We start from the raw sequence: 18975 nt of genomic DNA, 5'->3' as shown, positions 1-18975 counted from the left end.
CAACATTGCGCTTATTTGTGCCTAGCACTACTAAAACCCGCTTCCATAGGAGAATGAAACTAGCCAGTCTGCCCGACTAGCGCTCTTTTTTCACCGTCCATTTTCGGTATAACCCATGGTAACCACCCTATCCCCCACCCCCGCTACCCGGCTTGCTCCGCCCGCTTCCCTAGATCCCCTGGTTGTGCCCGAGCGACTACTGCTGGGGCCGGGGCCCTCCAACGCCGATCCCTCCGTAATCGCGGCTATGAACCATCAGCCCATCGGCCATCTGGATGCGGCCTACCTGGCAATGATGGATGAGGTGCAAGATCTGCTGCGCTATACCTGGCAGACCACCAACCCCCTTACCTATGCGGTAGCTGGCACGGGGTCGGCGGCGATGGAAGCCACAATCGCTAACGCCATTGAGCCGGGCGATCGCGTTCTGGTGGCCGTCAAGGGCTACTTTGGCCACCGCCTGGTGGATATGGCCCAGCGCTATGGGGCCGACGTGGTCACGATTAACCGGCCCTGGGGCGAGGCCTTTACCCTTGAGGAAATTACCGCTGCCCTAGAGCAGCATCGTCCGGCGGTGCTGGCGATCGTCCACGCCGAAACCTCAACGGGTGTTCGCCAACCGCTAGAAGGGGTAGGGGCTGCCTGCGCCGCCCACGACTGTTTGCTGCTGGTCGATACCGTCACCAGCATGGGGGGCGTGCCAATATTTCTCGATGACTGGCAGGTGGATTTGGCCTACAGCTGTAGCCAAAAAGGGCTCAGCTGCGCCCCGGGCATTTCCCCTTTTACGATGAGCCTCCGCGCCGAGGCCAAGCTGGCCCGCCGCCGCCAGCCCGTCGCTAACTGGTACCTGGATGCCAACCTGCTGCGCAAGTACTGGGGACCCGAGCGCGTCTACCATCACACCGCCCCGGTAAACCTTACCTACGCCCTGCGCGAGGCCCTGCGCCTGCTGGCTGAAGAAGGCCTTGAGGCCCGCTGGCAGCGACACCAGCACACCGCCGCCTACTTCTGGGCTGGGTTAGCCGACCTTGGCCTATCCTGCCATGTGGAAGAATCGCTGCGGCTGCCTACCCTCACCACCGTCCGCGTGCCCGATGGAGTCGATGCCAAAGCCGTCAGCCGTCAGCTGATGGCCGACTACAATATCGAGGTTGGCGGCGGCCTGGGCGAACTGGGCGGCAAAGTGTGGCGCATTGGCCTCATGGGCTACAACAGCCAGCCCGAGAATGTGGATACCCTTTTACAGGCGCTGGGTGCGGTGCTGCGCTAGGGGTTGCCATCAATTAATCGCCAATAGTCTAAGAATCAGCGGTTACAGCCCCTAGCCTGTTTTTTGGGTCGGGCGTGGCAATGCCTATGGGATAAGGATCGTAGCAAGAATCGATGAAATGCCCTAGGTCGTTTAGCTATCCGTTGCTGCGAAAGATGATCGCTGTTAGCCTTCCTCAATGCAGCAAGGAGTCGCCAGACAAGTGAAAGCCAGATAAATCTGGTTTAGATTTGTCTGGCGTCGGGCCATCGTTTAGCTAACGATGAAAGGCCAACGAGCGATCGCTGTCCACCAATCGCCAACAGTGCCCGAGTGGGAGGCTTGGTGAAAATATTCAATTAGCTCCTGGGTACTTACAGCTTTGGTGTCTTCATAGATTTGAGCTTGAGCTTTCTGCTTAAAAGCCGCATGGGTAGAGCCGGAAAAGTGCTAAAGACGGTCCTAGAAAAATACGAGATTAGCCAGGGCAAGCTTGCAACCGTGATGGGTATTGGTTCGTCTAACGTGTTTCGATCGGCCAATGGGCTACGTGACCCTAGCTCTGAGACGGTATTGGCGATTATTCGAGCGCTTTATAAGATTGACTCAACTGCCGCTGAAGAGTTTGAGTCCTTATATCTCACAGGTTTAGATACTGATTGAGGATGGCTCTCTAACTATTTGGCCAGCAGTCTACGCTGGCAGTTAACTTTGTGCGTAAGTAGTTTTTTTTATCATGACTCAGCCAGGGACTGTCTATATCGTTGGAGCTGGCCCTGGTGCCCTCGACTACCTCACCGTGCGGGGGTACGAGCTGTTGCAGCGGGCCGAGTGCCTGGTGTACGACGCGCTGGTGGACGAGGCGTTGTTGAACCTGCTGCCCAGGGGGTGCGATCGCATCGATGTCGGCAAACGCGGCGGCCAGCCCAGCCCTCCCCAGGCCGAAATCACTCAGCTCTTGGTCAAGCTGGCCCTGGCCGGTCGCCAGGTCGTGCGGCTCAAAAGCGGCGACCCGTTTATCTTTGGCCGCACCGCCGCCGAAATCCAGGCTCTGCGCGAGGCGGGCTGCCCGGTCGAAGTCGTGCCCGGCGTTTCGTCGGCGCTGGCGGCCCCGCTGCTGGCGGGCATTCCCCTCACCGACCCGGTGTGGAGTCACGGCTTTGGCGTCGTTACCGCCCACAACCCCGACCTGCTCGACTGGCCCACCCTGGCCCACCTCAAAACCCTGGTGGTGCTGATGGGCAGCCGCCACCTGGAGGAGATCGTACAGCGCCTGCGCCAAAACGGCTGCCGGGGCGACATGCCTGTGGCCGTCATTCGCTGGGGCGGGCACCTGCAGCAGCAGGTGTGGGAAGGCAACCTGCTCACCATTTGCCAGGTGACTCGCGGCGAAACGCTGTCGCCCTGTGTAATTGTGTTTGGCGAAGTCGTGCGCCTGCGCCGGTATTTGGGGGCGCAACCAATTCAAAATTCAAAATTCAAAATTCAAAATTCCATCACCCCATCACCCCATCACTCTCTCCCCCTCTCTCAAAAGACCATCCTGATCACCCGCGCCGCCGAACAATCCAGTGCCTTTGCCGATCTGCTGAGCGATCGCGGGGCCACGGTGGTCGATTTTCCGGCCCTGGAGATTCGATCGCCGTCGAGCTGGGCCGGGCTGGATGGGGCGATCGCAGCCCTGTCCACCTTTCACTGGCTGATTCTCTCCTCGGCCAATGCCGTGAATTTCTTTGTCGATCGCCTGCTGGACCAGGGGAAGGATCTGCGTGCCCTCAGCTCGCTCAAAATTGCCGTGGTGGGCCGCAAAACGGCGGCGGTGCTGAAAAAGCGAGGGCTGGTGCCCGACTTTATACCGCCCGACTTTGTGGCCGATTCTTTGGTGGAGCACTTTCCCGAAGCCGTGGCGGGCCAGCGGCTGCTGTTTCCCCGCGTGGAGAGCGGCGGGCGGGAAGTGCTGGTGCAGGAGTTTTCCGCCGCCGGGGCCGAGGTGGTGGAGGTGGCGGCCTACGAGTCGGGCTGTCCAGCGGCTCCTGCCCCCAGCGCTTTGGATGCCCTCAAAAAGGGGCAGGTAGATGTGATTACCTTCGCCAGTTCTAAGACGGTGACCCACACGGTCCAGCTTTTGGAGCAGGGCCTGGGAGCGGGCTGGCGGGAAGCACTGGCGGGGGTGGCGATCGCCTCCATTGGCCCCAAAACCTCAGATAGCTGCCGCGAGCTGCTGGGCCGGGTGGATATTGAACCAGCGGAGTACACCCTGGACGGACTGACGGAGGCGATCGCCGCATGGGCCAGCGCATCATCGGGCTAACCGGGGGCATCGCCACCGGCAAATCGACGGTGGCAGACTACCTAGCGCGGCGGCACCGGCTGCCTGTTTTGGACGCCGACATCTACGCTCGTCAGGCGGTGGAGCCGGGGTCGGTGGTGCTGGGGGCGATCGCCGACCGCTACGGAGCAGCCCTCGTCCGGGGCGATGGCACGCTAGACCGAGCCAGACTGGGAGACATTGTTTTTAACCAGCCCGCCGAAAAGACCTGGCTAGAGCAGCAGATTCACCCCGTGGTGCGTCAGTGCTTTGAGGCCGCCATGGCCAAGCTGGCCGAAGCCCCAGTCGTGGTGCAGGTCATTCCGCTGCTGTTTGAGGCCAACCTGACCGATCAGGTAATCGAAACTTGGGTGGTGGCCTGCCCCCTAGAGCGCCAGCGCCAGCGCTTGATGGATCGCAACCACCTCAGCCCGGCCCAGGCCGACGCCCGCATTCAGAGCCAGATGCCCCTGGCTGAAAAGGTGGCCAGAGCCGATGTGGTAATCGACAACTCCGCCGACTTGCCCGCCCTATTTCGCCGCGTGGAGGAGGCGTTGCAGCACCCCCTCCAGGGCTAGGGAGGTGAGGGCGCTGGCGGGCCTGGCGTAGGCGCTGTAGGGGCTGCCCTGGGTTGGTCCCGGGCGTTTTAGCCAGAGGGCACAGAGGGTGGTACGAGCGGGCGCACCCGGCCACAGCCCCTGGTGATTCGACAGATCGAGCACGGTCGCCAGATCGGTCTCCCGCAGCAGCCAGTGGCGCAGGTCGGCGCTGTTGCCCTGGGCCCAGAAGGGGTCGAGCAATACCCCGCAGCGGCCGCCGGGTCGCAGCAGTTGCAGGCTGCGCTCTAGAAACAGGCGTGACCAGTAGAGGCGGCTCTGGCTGCCGCCCCGGCTGTGGGGGTAGTAATCGGAGCGGCGCAGGTACTGACTCAGCCAGGCAAACTGGCCCCGGTACTCGGCCCAGGTTTGGGCGAGGTCGGGGTCGATGGTGAGCACCGTTTGGTGGTTGTGCAGAAAGGTCGAGGGGGCCACGTTTTTGTGCTCTAGAAGGGCGGCGTAGCGCTCTATGAACCCCTGTCGGGTAGCTTCTACGGCACCGTGGGGAAAGTGGCTGAGCACAATATCAAAGCCGCCCTGGTCGCGCAGGCGCTGGTGAAAGTAAAACCCCCAGTGAAAGGGGCGAACGGCCTCGACATCCGCCTGGCTGAGGGGGCGGGTGGGGCGGGTGCCGACCGGATCGGGCACCCGCAGGCCCAGCTGCTGGCTGCCCTCGCTCCACAGCAGGTGGGTGAGCTTGCTGTGGGCAATGGTGTTGAGTTCGTCGAGGCGATCGCGCAAAAAGTCAGCCTGGGCGTAGGCGGGCACGCTGCCCACCTCGGCCAGCAGCTGGGTCTGGCTGCGGTAGTGCTCCAGTCGCACCTGGCGCTCGGCCAGCACCGACTGGTAGCTGTCGGCCAGCAGCGGCTGGAGCAGGTTGCCCTGGAGCGGGGCTGCGGTCTCGGGGGGTTTGGTCTTTGCCCCGCGCCGGGGCTGCACCTGGTCGAAGCGCTCGTCATCGACCCGCACCAGGCCGACTAGGGCATTGCCCTGGAGGATGGTCAGCGTTAGGTCGGGCAGGGTGGTGAGTTCCGCCGGGCGATGGGTGTGCTGCACTCCCTGGAGCCACAGCCGCAGTCGCACCAGCTCTACCGCCGGAGGCCACAGGTCGAGGCCGTAGAGGGCGTTGCTCACCAGGTGGTGGTAGAGGCCCAGGGTGGACCCAGGGGAGGACGCCCTGGCCCAGTCGGGGACAGTTTGGGCCGAATGCTGAAGGGCGATCGCGCGCAGCCCCTGAGCCAAATCCAGCAGCTGATTGAGGGCCATCACCAAAAGCCGCCCCGAGCCGCAGGCGGGGTCAAGCAGGGTGAGCTGGCCCAGCTCGCCTAAAAGACGGCCAGCATCACCGGGGGAGAGTGCGCTCAGCAATCCCTCGGTGGAGCTGTAGCGGCGCCCGGTGACGACCTCAGCCCGGTCGAGCAGGACAGCGTGAATGGTGCGATCGCCCAGCGCCCCCAGCAGCGGCTCGGGCGTGGCGGCGGCGGCCCCACCCTGGCCGTTGACGGCCTGCTCCAGCAGTATCCCCAGGGCCGCATCCAGCCCGGCGGGGGCCGCCGCCGCCAGGTCGGCCAGCCAGTGCAGGGCTGGCTCAAAGGCCGCATCGGGCAGGGGAATATGGCCCCAGCGCTGGTCTAACTCCGCAAACCGAAACGGCCCCATGGGCAAAAAAGGCAGCGCTCCAAACCGCTGGTTCAGGGCCGGGGTACGTTCCTCCACAGGCAGAGTAAAGCCCTGCTGGCACAGGGGTCGCAGCACCTGGGCAAAGAACCCATCCGGCCCGCGCTGCTGGCTCTGGCCAAACTGGTTGTGCAGGTACCATTCATCGCCGCCCAGGTAGCCCCGCTGCTGCAGCGCCGCCACGGCAATCAGGCGGGCCAGCAGCAGCGTGGCGTAGTGACGGCGCTGCTCCCCAGGCAGGGCGCCCAGGGCATCGGTCAACCCCTGCCAGCTGCGATAAAACCCTTCCACCAGCGCCGGGGAGGGCGGCTGTTCTACCGTGAGGCCCATAGCCCCTAGGCCGAGGGGGACTGCTTGGCCGCCATGGCGTAGTCGCGGAAACGATTGAGGTCGTCTTGCAGGGTGGCCTCCACCAGGCGCCCCAAAAACAGCCCATCCATCCATTTGATGACGGCGGGCACCGAGTAGGACACGGTGAGTTTGACGGTGGACTGGCCGTCTTTGCCGTAAAAGCGAATGGCCCCCCGGTTGGGCAGGCCGTCGATCGCCTCCCACTGAATAATTTGGTGGGTGACCAGGTTGGTGATTTTGGAGCGCCAGGTAAACTCCAGCCCCCGCGAGGCCAGCTTCCACTCAGAAATTTCGGGGTCGGCCTCGGAGATTTTAACCGAGTCAATCCACTTCATCCAGCGGGGCATTTGCTCCAGGTCAGACCACAAATCCCAGGACGTTTCTACCGGCACATCGACATCTACCAAAACGCTGTGATCGAGCCATTCACCCATGGTGTACCCCTGCCGCTAATTAAGGCTGTGCCGATGGCGAGCTGCGAAGGCCATTGCAAAAGACAGTTGCGATCGCAAGCTCAGCGCCAGTGCGGTACTCCCCGCCAGCACTGAGCTTATTCTACCCGTATTTCTTCGGACACACTTTGTCTCCACCGTTTTGTCGTTGCCACAGGGGTTGCACCGGGCACACCCCGACTCCCTCATCCTTTGCGGGCCACCAGGGTGCGGTGGCGGGGGTCGCTGGGCACCGTCACGGGCGGCTCAAACCCCACCTCAGTCAGGGCCATTTCCAGATCAAAGGTGTAGTAATCGTCGCTCCAGGGTTCGGTGCTTTTCATCAGGGTAAACAGCACCGGCGGCAGCGCTTGAATTACAGGCGACTGGGGGTTGTTGTCGACTATGGCCAGGGCGCCGCCGGGGCGCAGCAGCCGCAGGGCCTCGGCAAAAATAGCCCGCCCGGCCTGGCGCGGCAGTTCGTGGGTGACAAACTGCATTGTCACCACATCAAACGACGCATCGGGGAAGCCGGTAGATTCTGCTGCCCCATGCACCCACTGGGCAATTTCGTGCTGGGTATCCTGGAATTGAGCCACCGCCAGCATGTAGGGCGACAGGTCGAGGCCCACGGTGCGCACCGGGTTTGTTGGGGCGTTTTTCTGGGCGTAGTGGCGATGGATAGCCATGGTCGAGATGCCCACCGAGCAGCCCACATCGAGAATGTCATGGACCTGGGCGGGGCCGTACTGGTCGAGCACGTTTAGAAAACTCTGGCGCAGGCGGGCCTGGGCCTCTTGCCAGGACAGATTCTCCTGGGGCCATACGCGCAGGGCCATAGCGTAGGTGGCGGGGGCGGCCTCAAAGGCGGCCTGCCAGCAGAGGTTGCCCTCGCTGTAGGCGTGGAAAGGCACCTGATAGTAGTCGGGGTAAACCACGGCTGGATTGGTGAGCTCATCCAACCGCTGGCGCAGGGCAGGGGTGTCGAGATCGACGCAGGTTTGCCGCCAGGCCACGCCATTTTTCTCGGCGGTTTGAATCAGCACCCGGCGAGCCTGACGCTTCATCAGCGCGTAGAGAACCGGAGTTTGAATGGCGCGGTTGACCAGCCGAGAGAGCAGATCATCGCCAGCCCAGTCGGGCTTGAGTTTGGTCGTGGTCATGGCTTGCGCAGTTCGGTGTCGTTGCCTACTGTAACGGATTCGCGGCAGGCCCTGATAGAGTCACCCACGGCGTCACCAGCTACGGTAGGATGTCGGGTTAGCGCTGGTGATAGTTCTATGGCTAGCAATGCTCTACCACTCCATACCCTAAACCCCCTGGGCCGCTTTTCTGACCGCGCCCAGGACTATGCCCGCTACCGGCCCAGCTACCCCCAGGAGGCGATCGCGGCCATTCTGGCCGACCTGGGCGACCCCCGCTCGCTGGTGGTGGTCGACGTGGGGGCGGGCACCGGCATTTCGAGCCGACTGCTGGGAGCGCAGGGGGCCGGGGTGATTGCCCTGGAGCCCAATGCGGCCATGCGCGAGGCCGCCGATCCCCACCCCCGAGTGAGTTTTTTATCGGGCACCGCCGAGCAAACCGGGCTGGCCGACGGCTCGGTGGACGTGGTGACCTGCTGTCAATCGTTTCACTGGTTTAACCCACCGCTAGCTCTGGCGGAGTTTAGCCGCATTTTGCCGCCGGGCGGACGGGTGGCCCTGATGTGGAATGACTGGGATTTAGACGACCCCAGAACGGGAGCCTACCGCCAGATTGTGCAGACCGCCGCCAGCCGCACCATCGACCACCACGACCACACCCAGGCCATCGACGCGGTGGAGCAGCACCCCGACTTTTCCGCTGTGCGGCACCTTGCCTTTGCCTATGGCCAGACCCTGACGCTGCCCGAAGTGGTGGGGCGATCGCTGAGCGCATCGTACATTCCCAGGGAGGGCAGGGCCCACGCGCAATTCTTAGACGCCATGGCTGCCTGGCACCGGGCCTGGGCGGCCAGCGACGACACGGTGACGCTGAAGTATGTGACCAACCTCTACCTGAGCGAAAGGGTGGACGATGCGGACGATGCAATCTGACGCGATCTAGCTCGATCTAGCGCATCCTAAAACGCACCCTGAGATGTTAAACCCTGGCGGTTTGCCCCAGGGGGGATTGGCTGTAGTGGTGGAGCAAGTCGGCGGGGTCGTCGTAGATGGCGATCGCCCCCGCCAGATCTTCATCGCTAAAGCCGCCGCAGCGCAGGGCAATGACGCCGACCCCGGCCTGACCAGCCGCCTCAATATCGTAGGGGGTGTCGGCCAGCATCACCACGCGATCGGGGGCCAGCTCGGCCTTTTGCAGCGCCGCCAGAACAATATCGGGGGCGGGCTTAGAGTTTTCGGCATCGCTAGAAGAGGTGGTCTCAGTCAGCAAATCCTCTACATCGGCCACCTTTAGCATGACGGCCAGCTCGCGATCGCTGGCGGAGGTGGCGACTATCACATGCAGTCCGGTGGTCATCAGCTTCTCCACCAGCTCCCGCGCCCCGCGAGTGGGCTGGAGCTGCGGGCGGTATTTTTTCAAGACAAGCTCTGTGTGGTCGCTGGCGATCGCCTTGCCGGGGTTTTCTGCTTCATTGAGTTCGGCAAACAGCTTTGTCATCAGCTGATCGCCGCCCATGCCCATCAGCGGGCGCACCTGCTCCAAGGACACCTCGTAGCCGTGGCTGGCAAAGGACTCAATCCAGGCCTGGGCATGGATATCATTGCTCAAAACTAAGGTGCCATCAATATCTAAAACAACGCCGTCTAGGGTCATGCCATCTCTCTTTAAAGTGCCCCCATGCTGGCACGGCGGCCCCCTGGGCACATCTGCCACGGGATGAGTCTACCGCCGGGCATGGGTCGGGCGTCGGGTAGATGGCCGCCAACACCCTGAGGCCGTACGCCTCCTAGGGTAGATACCAAAAGCGGCGATCGCGGCTACGCTGAGGCAATCCTGCGTCTGCATCCATTGGCGTGGAACCCCAGGGGAATGAATCTAGCGTTTTTGCGGAGCCGCAGGCTTTGGCTTTTTGCCCTAACCGCCGTCGGGCTGGTGGTGCTGGGCAGCCAGCTGCCACTCGAGGACTGGTTTGCAGGCACCTACAACTGGCTGTCAACACTGGGCAATCGCGCCATTCCAGCCTTTGTAGCGCTGTACGTGCTGGCGACCGTGCTTGGTTTGCCCAACATTGTGCTGATTTTGGTGGCCGGGGCCGCCTTCGGCTTCAAGGGCATTGCGGTGGCTTCGATCGCAGATCTCCTGGGGGCGATCGCCTGCTTTTGGGTGGGGCGCAGGCTGGCGCGCGATCGAATCAAGCGCTGGATCGAAAAAAATCCCACCTTTGGTCGTTTGGATGATGCCGTGGGCCGGAAGGGCTGGAAAATTTTGCTGCTCATGCGGCTGTCCCCCCTGGTGCCGTCTAACCTGCTCAACTACGGCTTTAGCTGCACCAGGGTGAATTTCTGGCAGTACTGCTTTTTCTCCTGGGTGGGCATGCTGCCGGTGATCACGCTGTATGTCTACCTGGGGTCCTTCGGCCTGACGCTGTTTCAGGGCGGAATAACCACCGAAAAACTGGCCCTACAGGGCGGTGGGGCCGCACTGGCGATCTCCGCCGCCTGGTATACCACCAGTCTCACTCGCAGGGCACTGAGGCCTGAGCCTTCTGACGGGGCATCAGAGCAAGACTCCTGATTGGCAAGACCCCTGATTGCTGACCGAATTTTTGACCACTGGCAATTCTGGCTCTCGGCCTGATAGCTTAAAAAGTAGTTCAGTTGCTAAGGTCAAATCGGTGCTAGGGGCAAAAATGAGCTCAGCAAACAGGCGCGAGCGTGGACGTGAGATGAAGCCCCTGGTCAAGCGCCTGGTTATGTTTCTGGCGCTTATGGTTAACCATCAGAATTTCGTTGATTTTCAGTTTGATTCAAGCCAGTTCTTAGAACAATGGTTTTTGGTTCTGTTTGATTTCAAAATTAACTCACTGGCCAAGCGTACAAATTTGGGGGATGGCCAATTAGTAATTTCATTATTGTTGGTTTTACAAGTGAATTTAAAGCAAATGAGGTGCTGCAAAAGCTGAGCTGCTTTCAGGAAAGCATTTAGTCAATAGATCTCGAAGACGAGGAAGAACGGTAAATGCTGTCACCAAGAGTATGGTCCTAGCGACAGCATCGGGCTGAGGTCTACACCCAGATTGGTTAGCTGTTAACGAGAGCAGCCCAGGTTCGATGACCGATGATGCCATCTGGGGTCAAGTGATGATTTCGCTGGAAGGTTTTCACCGCTTGCTGAGTATTTGAACCATACACACCATCAATGCTGGCAGTATAGAGTTTCTCCTGTTCTAGTTTGGCCTGAACATCTTTAACCGCCTGGCCATGGCTACCTACTCTGAGGGTTGGAGCGGTTTGAGGTGAGTAATGGCTCAAGGAAGCCATGGCTTCTGTCGTAGGTGAAACCGCCGGCCTAGCGCTTTGCATAGGTGCAGCCATAGGATGGGTTTGCGTAGGCGCGGCCATAGTGGGTATAGCCGTATGGTTGGGCAGAGCGGCTGCCCTAGCGGCAACCCCACCGGCCAAAACTGTAGCTGTGGAGGCTAACCCCAGTAGAGATAAAGTTAGCCAGCGAGTGGCGCGATTTGGATGATTCATCATGGATGTTCCCAAATAACAACGGTGGGATTCAAAGAGTCCATAGTTTCTATTGCATTGCCTATGATGGATACAATCTGGAGCGATTGATAGCCAACTGTGGCGAAGCAGGATAGGTTGCGATAGAGACCACCGAAGGGATGTATGACTCTTAAATCTTGGCTATCACATTAGGCTAATGGTATGCCAATGTCATGTCAGTTGTATGTCTAATTGTATCTAGGCCGGTAGAAAGGCCAGAATAGCTGCGGGTGATAGTGGGGCCGATAGCGGCAAAATCACCACCGTTTCAAAGACCTCGGATGGTGCTGATTCAGTATTATTTGCTTTTGATCCAGACCGCTACAGCTAGACAGGCCTACTCCTGATCAAATTCGCTAATAGACCTGTCCAGCTCGTCTGGTGGGCCGCGCCTAGTCGTGGGGAAAATAAACCCTAAGCGGCCCCGGTGGCGCTGTAGTCTTCCCTTACCGTGCCCCAGTGCCGATCGCTCAGATCCGGCCCCTAACGTTTCCAGTGGACGGTGCGATCGCGGTCTTGCGGTAATCTCTCTACTGCTGGCGTCATAGCTAAGACCTATCAATTTCTTAAGGCCGGTTAATTCCAGGCCTCGCGACACAACCTATCAACTGCCCTGCCTCTGATCTCATTCTGCTTCAATGGTCAGGGGTTAGCCGCAGCTGGGATAGGAGGGGGGCGGCCGCTTGCCGAGCTGTAAGCTTGTTCCACGAGGACTTCTACATCACCCATGAAAAAATCCCGAAACCAGAGATCTGCCGCCGCTTTCGCTAATTTTCAATGGCCACTGCTCCAGGGCATTCTTCCCTTCACGCCTGCGGCCCTGGGCAGCAACATTATGGCGGGTATTGTGCTGGCGGCCATTGGCATTCCCGAGGTGATGGGATATACGAAGATTGCTGGCACCCCGATCGCCACTGGCCTCTATACCCTGCTGCTGCCAGCCCTGGTATTTGCCCTATTGGGGTCTTCCCGTCATCTCGTCGTGGCCGCCGACTCTGCAACGGCGGCCATTTTAGCGGCGGGTCTGTCTCCATTGGCGTCACCGAATAGTGCTGACTATTTAGCCCTGGCCCAGCTGGTGGCGATACTGGCGGCAGGATTTTTGCTGCTGGCCCGACTGTTTCGGCTGGGGTTTTTGGCCGACTTTCTCTCCCGCACCGTTCTCGTCGGGTTTTTAACCGGGGTGGGCATTCAGGTGGCCGTTGGGCAACTGCCCGGGTTGATAGACCTCAGCGACGGAGGGCATAGCCCGGTTCAGCAAATTAGCCGTTTTCTGGCTGGATTGCCCCACGCTACCCCCTTGACTCTGCTGGTTGCCGCCATCACCCTGATCACCATCCTGCTCTGCAATCGGCTGGCTCCCAAATTTCCGGGCGCGTTACTCGCCGTCGTGGGGGCGATTCTCGCCAGCTGGCGATTTGACTTTGCCCACCATGGCGTGACGGTGGTGGGAGCGATTCCCAGCGGATTGCCCTCGTTAGGATGGCCAGCCGTTTCCCTGCATGCCACCCCGCAGATATTGAGCATCGCCCTATCCTGCTGTCTGGTGATTATCGCCCAGAGTGCCGCTACCTCGCGGGCCTATGCCTTTCGCTACACCGAGGCCTTTCAGGAGAACATTGACCTGCAAGGCCTGGCGGCGGCCAATCTGGCGGCGGGGTTGACCGGAACTTTTGTGGTCAACGGCAGCCCCACCAAGACCGAAATCGTCGATACAGCCGGGGGGCGCAGCCAGGTCGCGCAGCTGGTAACGGTGGTCGTGGTGCTGATGGTGATTGTGTTTTTGACTCGACCGATCAGCTATCTCCCCAATGTCGTTCTATCCGCCATCGTGTTTCTAATTGGGCTGAAATTAATTGACCTGGAGGGAATGCGATCGATCTTCAAGACTCATCGGGAGGAGTTTTACCTGGCGGTGATTACGGCCTTGACGGTCGTATTGATTGGGGTTGAAGCTGGCATTTTGTTAGCTATCACATTGTCTCTAATCCTGCATGTGCGCCATAGCTACAGGCCCCACTCTGCCATTATCATCCCCAGCGACCAGCGCCTTTGGCAGGCTATGCCGGTGAGTCGAGGAGCGGTTTCAGCCCCTGGACTGATTATTTACCGATTCAGTCGAGATTTGTTTTATGCCAATGCCACCTTCTTCTCAGAGGAGGTTCAAACCCTGGTCAAAAGCGCGGCATCCCCTATAAATTGGTTCATTCTGGAGGCCCGCGCCATTACTGAAATCGACTACTCGGCTTCCCTGACCCTGCGTGAGGTGGTTAAAGCGCTGTCAGCCCAGCATGTGGCGTTTGTGGTGTCGGGTCTGTTGCCTGACGTGAAAGATCAATTTGACCAGGATGGTCTATCGGCTATAATCGGCGCCCATCACTTTTTTAATCATCTGGAAGAGGCCCTAGCCGCGTTTCATGGGGTTCAGTCTTGACCTACTGCATCGCGGCCCAGGGTATGACGTGGCGGTATCCAGACTGTGGATGCCCAAAGGTTGTATGAGGTAATTGGAGGTTTTCGGTTGTTCCTATGTCGCTAGTCAAATCCTTACGGCGATTGAGGGGGTGCCAGCGGCCAGTTCCCCAGCTAAAGCGCGCCCCCTGACCGGCGCTAGGATTGACGGCTGCGCTGGAGTTGTTTAGAGACCTCGTGGATGCCCAGAAGCAAGATCGCTCCTGTCAGCGGCAAAAAATAATAAATCCCGCGATAGGCCAGCAGCGAGGCTAAAACAGCAGCGGGCGAAAATTGAGCCGATAGCAGCAAAATCACCACGGTTTCAAACACCCCCAAGCCGCCCGGCACGTTGCTTAAAACCCCTGCCGCCATGGCCAGGAGGTAAATCTTCAGGAAGGCGAGAAAGGTTAGCCCAGGCGTCTGCGGCAGCAGGCTGTAGAGGGTGGCGGCGGCTAGGCTCCAGTCGAGGCTCGAAACCACAATTTGGGCCAGGGCGATGTTGAATTTAGGCAGCCGTAGCGGTTGCGTTTTGAGGGTCAGCGTTCCGCGAAGGGTGCCACTCGCGGTTAGATAGAGCGCAATCAAAACTGCAAATATCAGCCCCAACCCGTAGGTCGAGTGAAACGGCAGGTGCAGCTGAGCTGGAATCTGAAAGGGGGCCGCCAGAAACGAGACACCCCCTACGGCCAGCAGCCCGAGCCAAAAGCTAAGGTTGGTAAAAGCAATGATTTGGGCGATCGCGATCGCAGAAATTCCCCAATTTGAGTAGAACCGATAGCGAATGGCGCTGCCCGTGAGCAGGGCGAAACCAATGGTGTTGGTAAAAGCACAGCTAATAACTCCCGGTTCGCTCATTTCTAAGGTGGTTCGTCAGATACGGGCCCCAGCAGGGTGTAAATACTTACCGGGAAGTTGAGAGCCTTTAAGATCTGCTGCTGTAAAGGCGTCAGCTCCGTCAGATGGGCATAGGTCTGCCCTCGTGCATTCACCATGACTAGAGTAATGTCGCGAAAACTGGCCAACAGTAATTCGGCTGTCGGACGTGCCGTCGCCCGCTTGGGATTACCGATATATAGCCCTGAGAGGGTTTCTTGGTGACCAGCTAAGGCTTGACGCATCTGAAACTCCACCAGCGTTAACAGCCGCAACCCCATCGAGAGTAAGCGAATTAATCCCTTGATATGGTCTTCACGCTGTAAGTACATCGGGGAGAGGGAGAGGGGATGCCCTTTGAGTCGGCTAAAGCTGTGCTCCACCAGATATTCTTGGCGGTAGACCGTCACGGCTTGAGGCAACGATAATGCCGCTGCGGGATGATTGGTGACATAGACCCGCCAGCCCAAGGTTTGCATCTGCTGGTTGATGGCCTCAGTTTCTAGGGTGCCATTCACCTGGAATCGACGGTGCTCCACCATCCGAGCCGGGCGGTCCCGGTAGCGACGCACAGCGTGTTGCTCCACCTGTTGTGAGTAGGTGAGTTGAACGTAGGCCTTGACCCGGTAGCGGGTGAGAATCGCCTCGGCGGCTTGCGCTAAGGCGACCTCATCGGGAAAGGCTTTCTGGCCGCGCCCCGATTGGTTGAGCGCCGCTAAGGCCGTCTGGGCGTGCTCAAGTCGAGCTTGGAAGGCCTGCTGGGCGGATTGAGCATAAGCCAAGGAGTACACGACCAATTGCCGCTCTGACCACGTCCAGGTGTGTCCGTCCCATTCTCCTGTGCGGGTCTGGGTCTGCTCATAGCCTCGGGCAATCAGCGCGGTGTGACCGTCGGCATAGTCGTAGTGAATCTCCTGCAACTCAACGGCCCCTTGCTCCACTGGGTCTAGGTAGGCCTGCATCGCCTCCGCCTTGAGTTGAGTCCCACCGAGCGGACAGAGATAGTAATCGCCTGTGGCCTGGAGAAAGCAACGGGTCGCTAGACTGGCCATCTTGCTGTCACCCACGTAGAGCAACCCAGACTGACTGAGGGTCTGACGCACCTGCCCGATGGCCGGAATGTAGAGCGGGTCGTCGGCGCGCTGCCCGGAGACAATCTCGGTCGCTATCGGTAGCCCCAGCGGATCTAGCGTCGCCAGCATCAGCTTCAGTTGGGGCAGGTCGGGGCGATGGTCTTTGCTATGGCCATATTGGAACAGCCCTGACTCATTGACCGTCCAATCCCCGCTGACGCTGGTACTATCCAGACGCAGCCGTTTGGGGTGCAGGTCATACACCTGAATCTGACGCTGATTCAACGCCGGTTCAAACAACGCCCATTGGGCATCATCACTGAGATATCGCAACACGCTTTCTAGGCGGTCGTCACTCAGGTCAAGGGCGCGAACCGGTTGCTGCAAGCCCTGTTGCAAGGTTTCCTGATGTCGCTCTACCCAGGCCTGCACGGGGTTTAACCGGTGATCCGCTTGGGACAAAATGTGGCTCAGCCAAACTATCACCACATGGCCTAAGCTGAGCCCCTGCCAGTTCCCATGGGTCGGAAAGTAGTCGTCGAGCAGGGGTTGCACGTCCATCCGCTGCAGTTGGGCCAGCAACAGGGGAATATCGTCAACCCGTTCGGTGATAACGGTTAGGGGGGTATCCATAGCCCTAACCTATCCCAATTGGCTGACCTCATTTAAAAATGAGCGAACCGTGAGTAATAAACGCGGTGAGGGCAATCTTGCCGTAGGCTAGCCGCTGACGGAGATGCACAAAGCCCAGGGTGTCGTAGCCGGTCATGGCCAGGTAGCCCAGCCCAGTGCAGGCGATCGCCTGTCTTACCTGGGCGGCGGGCAGCGATCGCAGACTGTTGACAATATCCTGGTAGCTATAATCCTGAAGCTGATGGACTATGGCACCCACGGCGATCGCCGCCAAGACGATGCCCACGAACAGCGGCAGGTAGCGGGCTGCCGGATAGCGCAGCTTTTTTCTGCTCATAATGCATCAGCCACCATAGCGTCTCTCACTCTGTAAGGCATGGAGCCAAAAATTCACCTCCCGTCTAGACAAGCTGGCCCATCCCTCAACAGGTTTCAGGCTTAGGAAACGCCATGGGGCTTAGCCCATGCTATGGCTGTAGCCTGTCTGGTTGAGACATGTCGCCTATGGACGTTCAAACGTTTGAACGTCCACAGGATTTCTGGATATCCTAACCAACGTGACTATTGCTATAGCGATGCGATCGCAGCAAACCCAGCCCAGGCACTGCCTGCTCCTCGACTAGGTTTAGAGATTTCTGCCTTAGGACCTCAGCAAACCTAAAAACCCGTTTGGGATCCTAAATCTACCCCATAGGCTTCCTCCCCATGTTCAGGCACATCTAACCCTTTCAGCTCTGTATCCGACTCAACTCTCAGGGGCATAACCATAGCCAAAAGCTTTAGGAGCACAAAGGTACCCACCCCTACAAATATGTAGGTAGCCGCTACGCCTACCAGCTGCGTCAGCACCAGTTCTGGATGGCCAAACAATAGGCCATCACTGCCAGCATCGTTGGCTTGCTTCGTAGCAAAAATACCGGTTAGGAGCGCGCCCAACGTACCGCCAACGCCATGGATTGGGAAAGTATCCAGAGAATCATCAAACTTTAATTTGGCTCGCAGCGTAACGGCATAAAAGCAGCCGACCGAGGTAAGTGACCCAATTAAAATTGCTCCTAAGGGCAGCACAAACCCAGCTGCCGGGGTGATCCCAACTAGGCCCGCCAGAAATCCGCTGGCAATCCCAATCGCCGTAGGCTTACCCTTCAGTATCCATTCCACCAGCAGCCAGGTTAGCCCCGCCGCCGAGGTGGCGATTAAGGTGTTGACCAAAGCCACCGTGGCCAAAGGCCCTGAGGCCAGGGCGCTGCCCCCGTTAAACCCAAACCAACCAAACCAGAGCAGCCCGATGCCCAGCAGCACAAAGGGAACGTTGTGGGGGGTATGGGACTGGGAGGTAAAGTTTCGCCGGGGGCCAATGACGTAGGCAGCGACAACAGCGGCAACGCCAGAGCTAATATGAACCACGGTACCGCCAGCAAAGTCGAGCACTCCCCTGGCCCCAATCCAGCCTTTACCCCAGACCCAGTGGGCCAGGGGAGGGTATAGAAACGTGGACCACAGCAGCAGAAACCAAAAGTAAGCCTTAAAGCTCATCCTTTCAACGATAGCGCCCGCAATTAAAGCCGGGGTAATAATCGCAAAGGTCAGTTGATAGGCCATAAACAACTGATGGGGAATAGTCGGCGCATACCCAATTGGGTCGGGTTCTGTAGCCGTTACATGATTGAGAAATAGCCAGTTTAACCCCCCGATATAGGCCTGAATACCCTGTCCAAAGGGATGGTTGGCATCGATGTTGACATCAAAGGCCAGGCTATATCCCCATAAACACCAGGTGACGCCAATCATCGCCATGGCAACCAGGCTCATCATCATCGTGTTGAGCACGTTGCCCGATCGAACCAGCCCTCCGTAGAAAAAAGCCAGTCCAGGGGTCATCAGCAGAACTAAGCCTGTAGCTATTAGCATCCAGGTAGTATCGCCTGAGCTAATAGCACTAGCACCAACCTGAGCCAGATCACAAGACATTACCGAAACAGAAAAAAGCACGGCAGACATAGAGAATACCAGCAGAATTGTTTAGGTTTTCTAGACAAAACTTTCTTGAAAAACGTTTATCTAGAATGAAATTACATTATTTTGCAGGGCATCCGAATTACTGTATATCGAGTCACAATATCAAAGTTTTTAATCTTTTTTCAGCGAAAAATGTCCAATAAAATGTCTGATAATAAGAGCGATTTATTGCGCGTAAATAGGATGCTTATTTTCCCAGCAAACAAGAGTATATGGACAGAAGAATAATTTGCCCACAGGATTAATCTAACTTCGAGCGTGAGTAGATGAACTATGTCTATGTCATACCTCAATTCCTCTGCAGTACACTCGATATCTCAGCCAATCGCTGAGGCTTGAAATTCCTCTCGCTGGCCAGAAATATATCTGCACAACAATGTCGGCAATCTACTTGTCTTCTCCGGCTCCGGTCGAGAAAAATTGCGCTGTGGCTAACCTCCTGGCATTGACAGCCAGCTGTGTGAAATTGACGCGCTGGAATTGTGGGTTAGATCTGCGATCGCCTATTTATCCACGGTCAAATCAATGTAATGCTCCCCGATCTGTCCGATCACTGAAATGGGCACTGCCACATCCTGATGATGCCAAAAAGGTCCTTTGCTCATGACTAA

Annotated in this window: 16 protein-coding genes; 7 read left to right on the top strand and 9 right to left on the bottom strand. The window is 58.6% G+C overall.

Annotation, left to right across the window (positions count from 1 at the left end; all coding sequences use genetic code 11):
* Positions 1 to 115: 115 nt before the first annotated feature.
* The 3 genes from LEPTO7104_RS0103680 (at position 116) to coaE (ending at position 4138) form a co-directional block, all read left to right on the top strand.
* Positions 116 to 1273: a pyridoxal-phosphate-dependent aminotransferase family protein gene (locus LEPTO7104_RS0103680; protein ID WP_017297194.1), complete on the top strand. Its 1158-nt coding sequence runs from the start codon at positions 116 to 118 to the stop codon at positions 1271 to 1273.
* 715 nt (positions 1274 to 1988) lie between these two features.
* Positions 1989 to 3563, top strand: a complete 1575-nt coding sequence (gene cobA, locus LEPTO7104_RS0103670) for a uroporphyrinogen-III C-methyltransferase (RefSeq protein ID WP_017297192.1) — start codon at positions 1989 to 1991, stop codon at positions 3561 to 3563.
* The gene (gene coaE / locus LEPTO7104_RS0103665) at positions 3539 to 4138 is read left to right on the top strand and encodes a dephospho-CoA kinase (protein ID WP_017297191.1); all 600 of its coding nucleotides are present in this window, start codon (positions 3539 to 3541) and stop codon (positions 4136 to 4138) included. The genes cobA and coaE overlap by 25 nt, the downstream gene beginning before the upstream one ends.
* On the opposite strand, the gene LEPTO7104_RS32600 is transcribed toward coaE, so the two are convergent.
* The 3 genes from LEPTO7104_RS32600 to LEPTO7104_RS0103650 form a co-directional block, all read right to left on the bottom strand.
* A complete protein-coding gene (locus LEPTO7104_RS32600) occupies positions 4091 to 6163 on the bottom strand; it encodes a hypothetical protein (RefSeq protein WP_017297190.1) in 2073 nt (690 codons plus the stop codon). The two genes, coaE and LEPTO7104_RS32600, sit on opposite strands and share 48 nt — an antisense overlap.
* Before the next feature lie 5 nt (positions 6164 to 6168).
* Positions 6169 to 6618 carry an SRPBCC family protein gene (locus tag LEPTO7104_RS0103655; RefSeq protein WP_017297189.1) on the bottom strand — a complete coding sequence of 150 codons (450 nt, stop codon included), beginning with the start codon at positions 6616 to 6618 and terminating at the stop codon, positions 6169 to 6171.
* 203 nt (positions 6619 to 6821) lie between these two features.
* Positions 6822 to 7778, bottom strand: coding sequence for a class I SAM-dependent methyltransferase (locus LEPTO7104_RS0103650; protein WP_017297188.1), 957 nt, complete (start codon positions 7776 to 7778; stop codon positions 6822 to 6824).
* A 117-nt stretch (positions 7779 to 7895) separates the two neighbouring features.
* Between LEPTO7104_RS0103650 and LEPTO7104_RS0103645 the strand changes: the two genes are divergently transcribed.
* Positions 7896 to 8690, top strand: a complete 795-nt coding sequence (locus tag LEPTO7104_RS0103645; RefSeq protein ID WP_017297187.1) for a class I SAM-dependent methyltransferase — start codon at positions 7896 to 7898, stop codon at positions 8688 to 8690.
* A 46-nt stretch (positions 8691 to 8736) separates the two neighbouring features.
* Here LEPTO7104_RS0103645 and LEPTO7104_RS0103640 read toward each other — a convergent pair whose 3' ends face one another.
* Positions 8737 to 9411: an HAD family hydrolase gene (locus LEPTO7104_RS0103640; protein WP_017297186.1), complete on the bottom strand. Its 675-nt coding sequence runs from the start codon at positions 9409 to 9411 to the stop codon at positions 8737 to 8739.
* Positions 9412 to 9627: 216 nt separating this feature from the next.
* Between LEPTO7104_RS0103640 and LEPTO7104_RS0103635 the strand changes: the two genes are divergently transcribed.
* Both LEPTO7104_RS0103635 and LEPTO7104_RS39860 read left to right on the top strand, forming a co-directional pair.
* Positions 9628 to 10332, top strand: coding sequence for a TVP38/TMEM64 family protein (locus LEPTO7104_RS0103635; RefSeq protein WP_017297185.1), 705 nt, complete (start codon positions 9628 to 9630; stop codon positions 10330 to 10332).
* A gap of 16 nt (positions 10333 to 10348) precedes the next feature.
* Positions 10349 to 10720: a hypothetical protein gene (locus LEPTO7104_RS39860; protein ID WP_155523503.1), complete on the top strand. Its 372-nt coding sequence runs from the start codon at positions 10349 to 10351 to the stop codon at positions 10718 to 10720.
* 118 nt (positions 10721 to 10838) lie between these two features.
* On the opposite strand, the gene LEPTO7104_RS41130 is transcribed toward LEPTO7104_RS39860, so the two are convergent.
* Entirely contained in the window at positions 10839 to 11078 is a 240-nt protein-coding gene (locus LEPTO7104_RS41130) for a peptidoglycan-binding domain-containing protein (RefSeq protein WP_196358084.1), read from the bottom strand.
* Positions 11079 to 12039: 961 nt separating this feature from the next.
* Between LEPTO7104_RS41130 and LEPTO7104_RS32595 the strand changes: the two genes are divergently transcribed.
* Positions 12040 to 13746 (top strand): SulP family inorganic anion transporter, encoded by a 1707-nt coding sequence (locus tag LEPTO7104_RS32595; protein ID WP_017297183.1) that lies wholly within the window; start codon positions 12040 to 12042, stop codon positions 13744 to 13746.
* 176 nt (positions 13747 to 13922) lie between these two features.
* Here the strand turns inward: LEPTO7104_RS32595 and LEPTO7104_RS32590 are convergent, their stop codons facing one another.
* The 4 genes from LEPTO7104_RS32590 to LEPTO7104_RS32585 form a co-directional block, all read right to left on the bottom strand.
* Entirely contained in the window at positions 13923 to 14621 is a 699-nt protein-coding gene (locus LEPTO7104_RS32590) for a putative bifunctional lysylphosphatidylglycerol flippase/synthetase (protein WP_017297182.1), read from the bottom strand.
* 2 nt (positions 14622 to 14623) lie between these two features.
* The gene (locus LEPTO7104_RS0103615) at positions 14624 to 16345 is read right to left on the bottom strand and encodes an IS1634 family transposase (protein WP_017297181.1); all 1722 of its coding nucleotides are present in this window, start codon (positions 16343 to 16345) and stop codon (positions 14624 to 14626) included.
* A gap of 28 nt (positions 16346 to 16373) precedes the next feature.
* On the bottom strand, positions 16374 to 16682 hold the full coding sequence (locus tag LEPTO7104_RS0103610) for a hypothetical protein (protein WP_017297180.1): 309 nt from the start codon (positions 16680 to 16682) through the stop codon (positions 16374 to 16376).
* 320 nt (positions 16683 to 17002) lie between these two features.
* A complete protein-coding gene (locus tag LEPTO7104_RS32585) occupies positions 17003 to 18316 on the bottom strand; it encodes an ammonium transporter (protein ID WP_277996976.1) in 1314 nt (437 codons plus the stop codon).
* Between the last annotated feature and the right edge of the window lie 659 nt (positions 18317 to 18975).

The organism is Nodosilinea nodulosa PCC 7104 (assembly GCF_000309385.1).
Lineage (GTDB): Bacteria > Cyanobacteriota > Cyanobacteriia > Phormidesmidales > Phormidesmidaceae > Nodosilinea > Nodosilinea nodulosa.
This window is presented reverse-complemented; position numbering and strand designations above follow the sequence as displayed.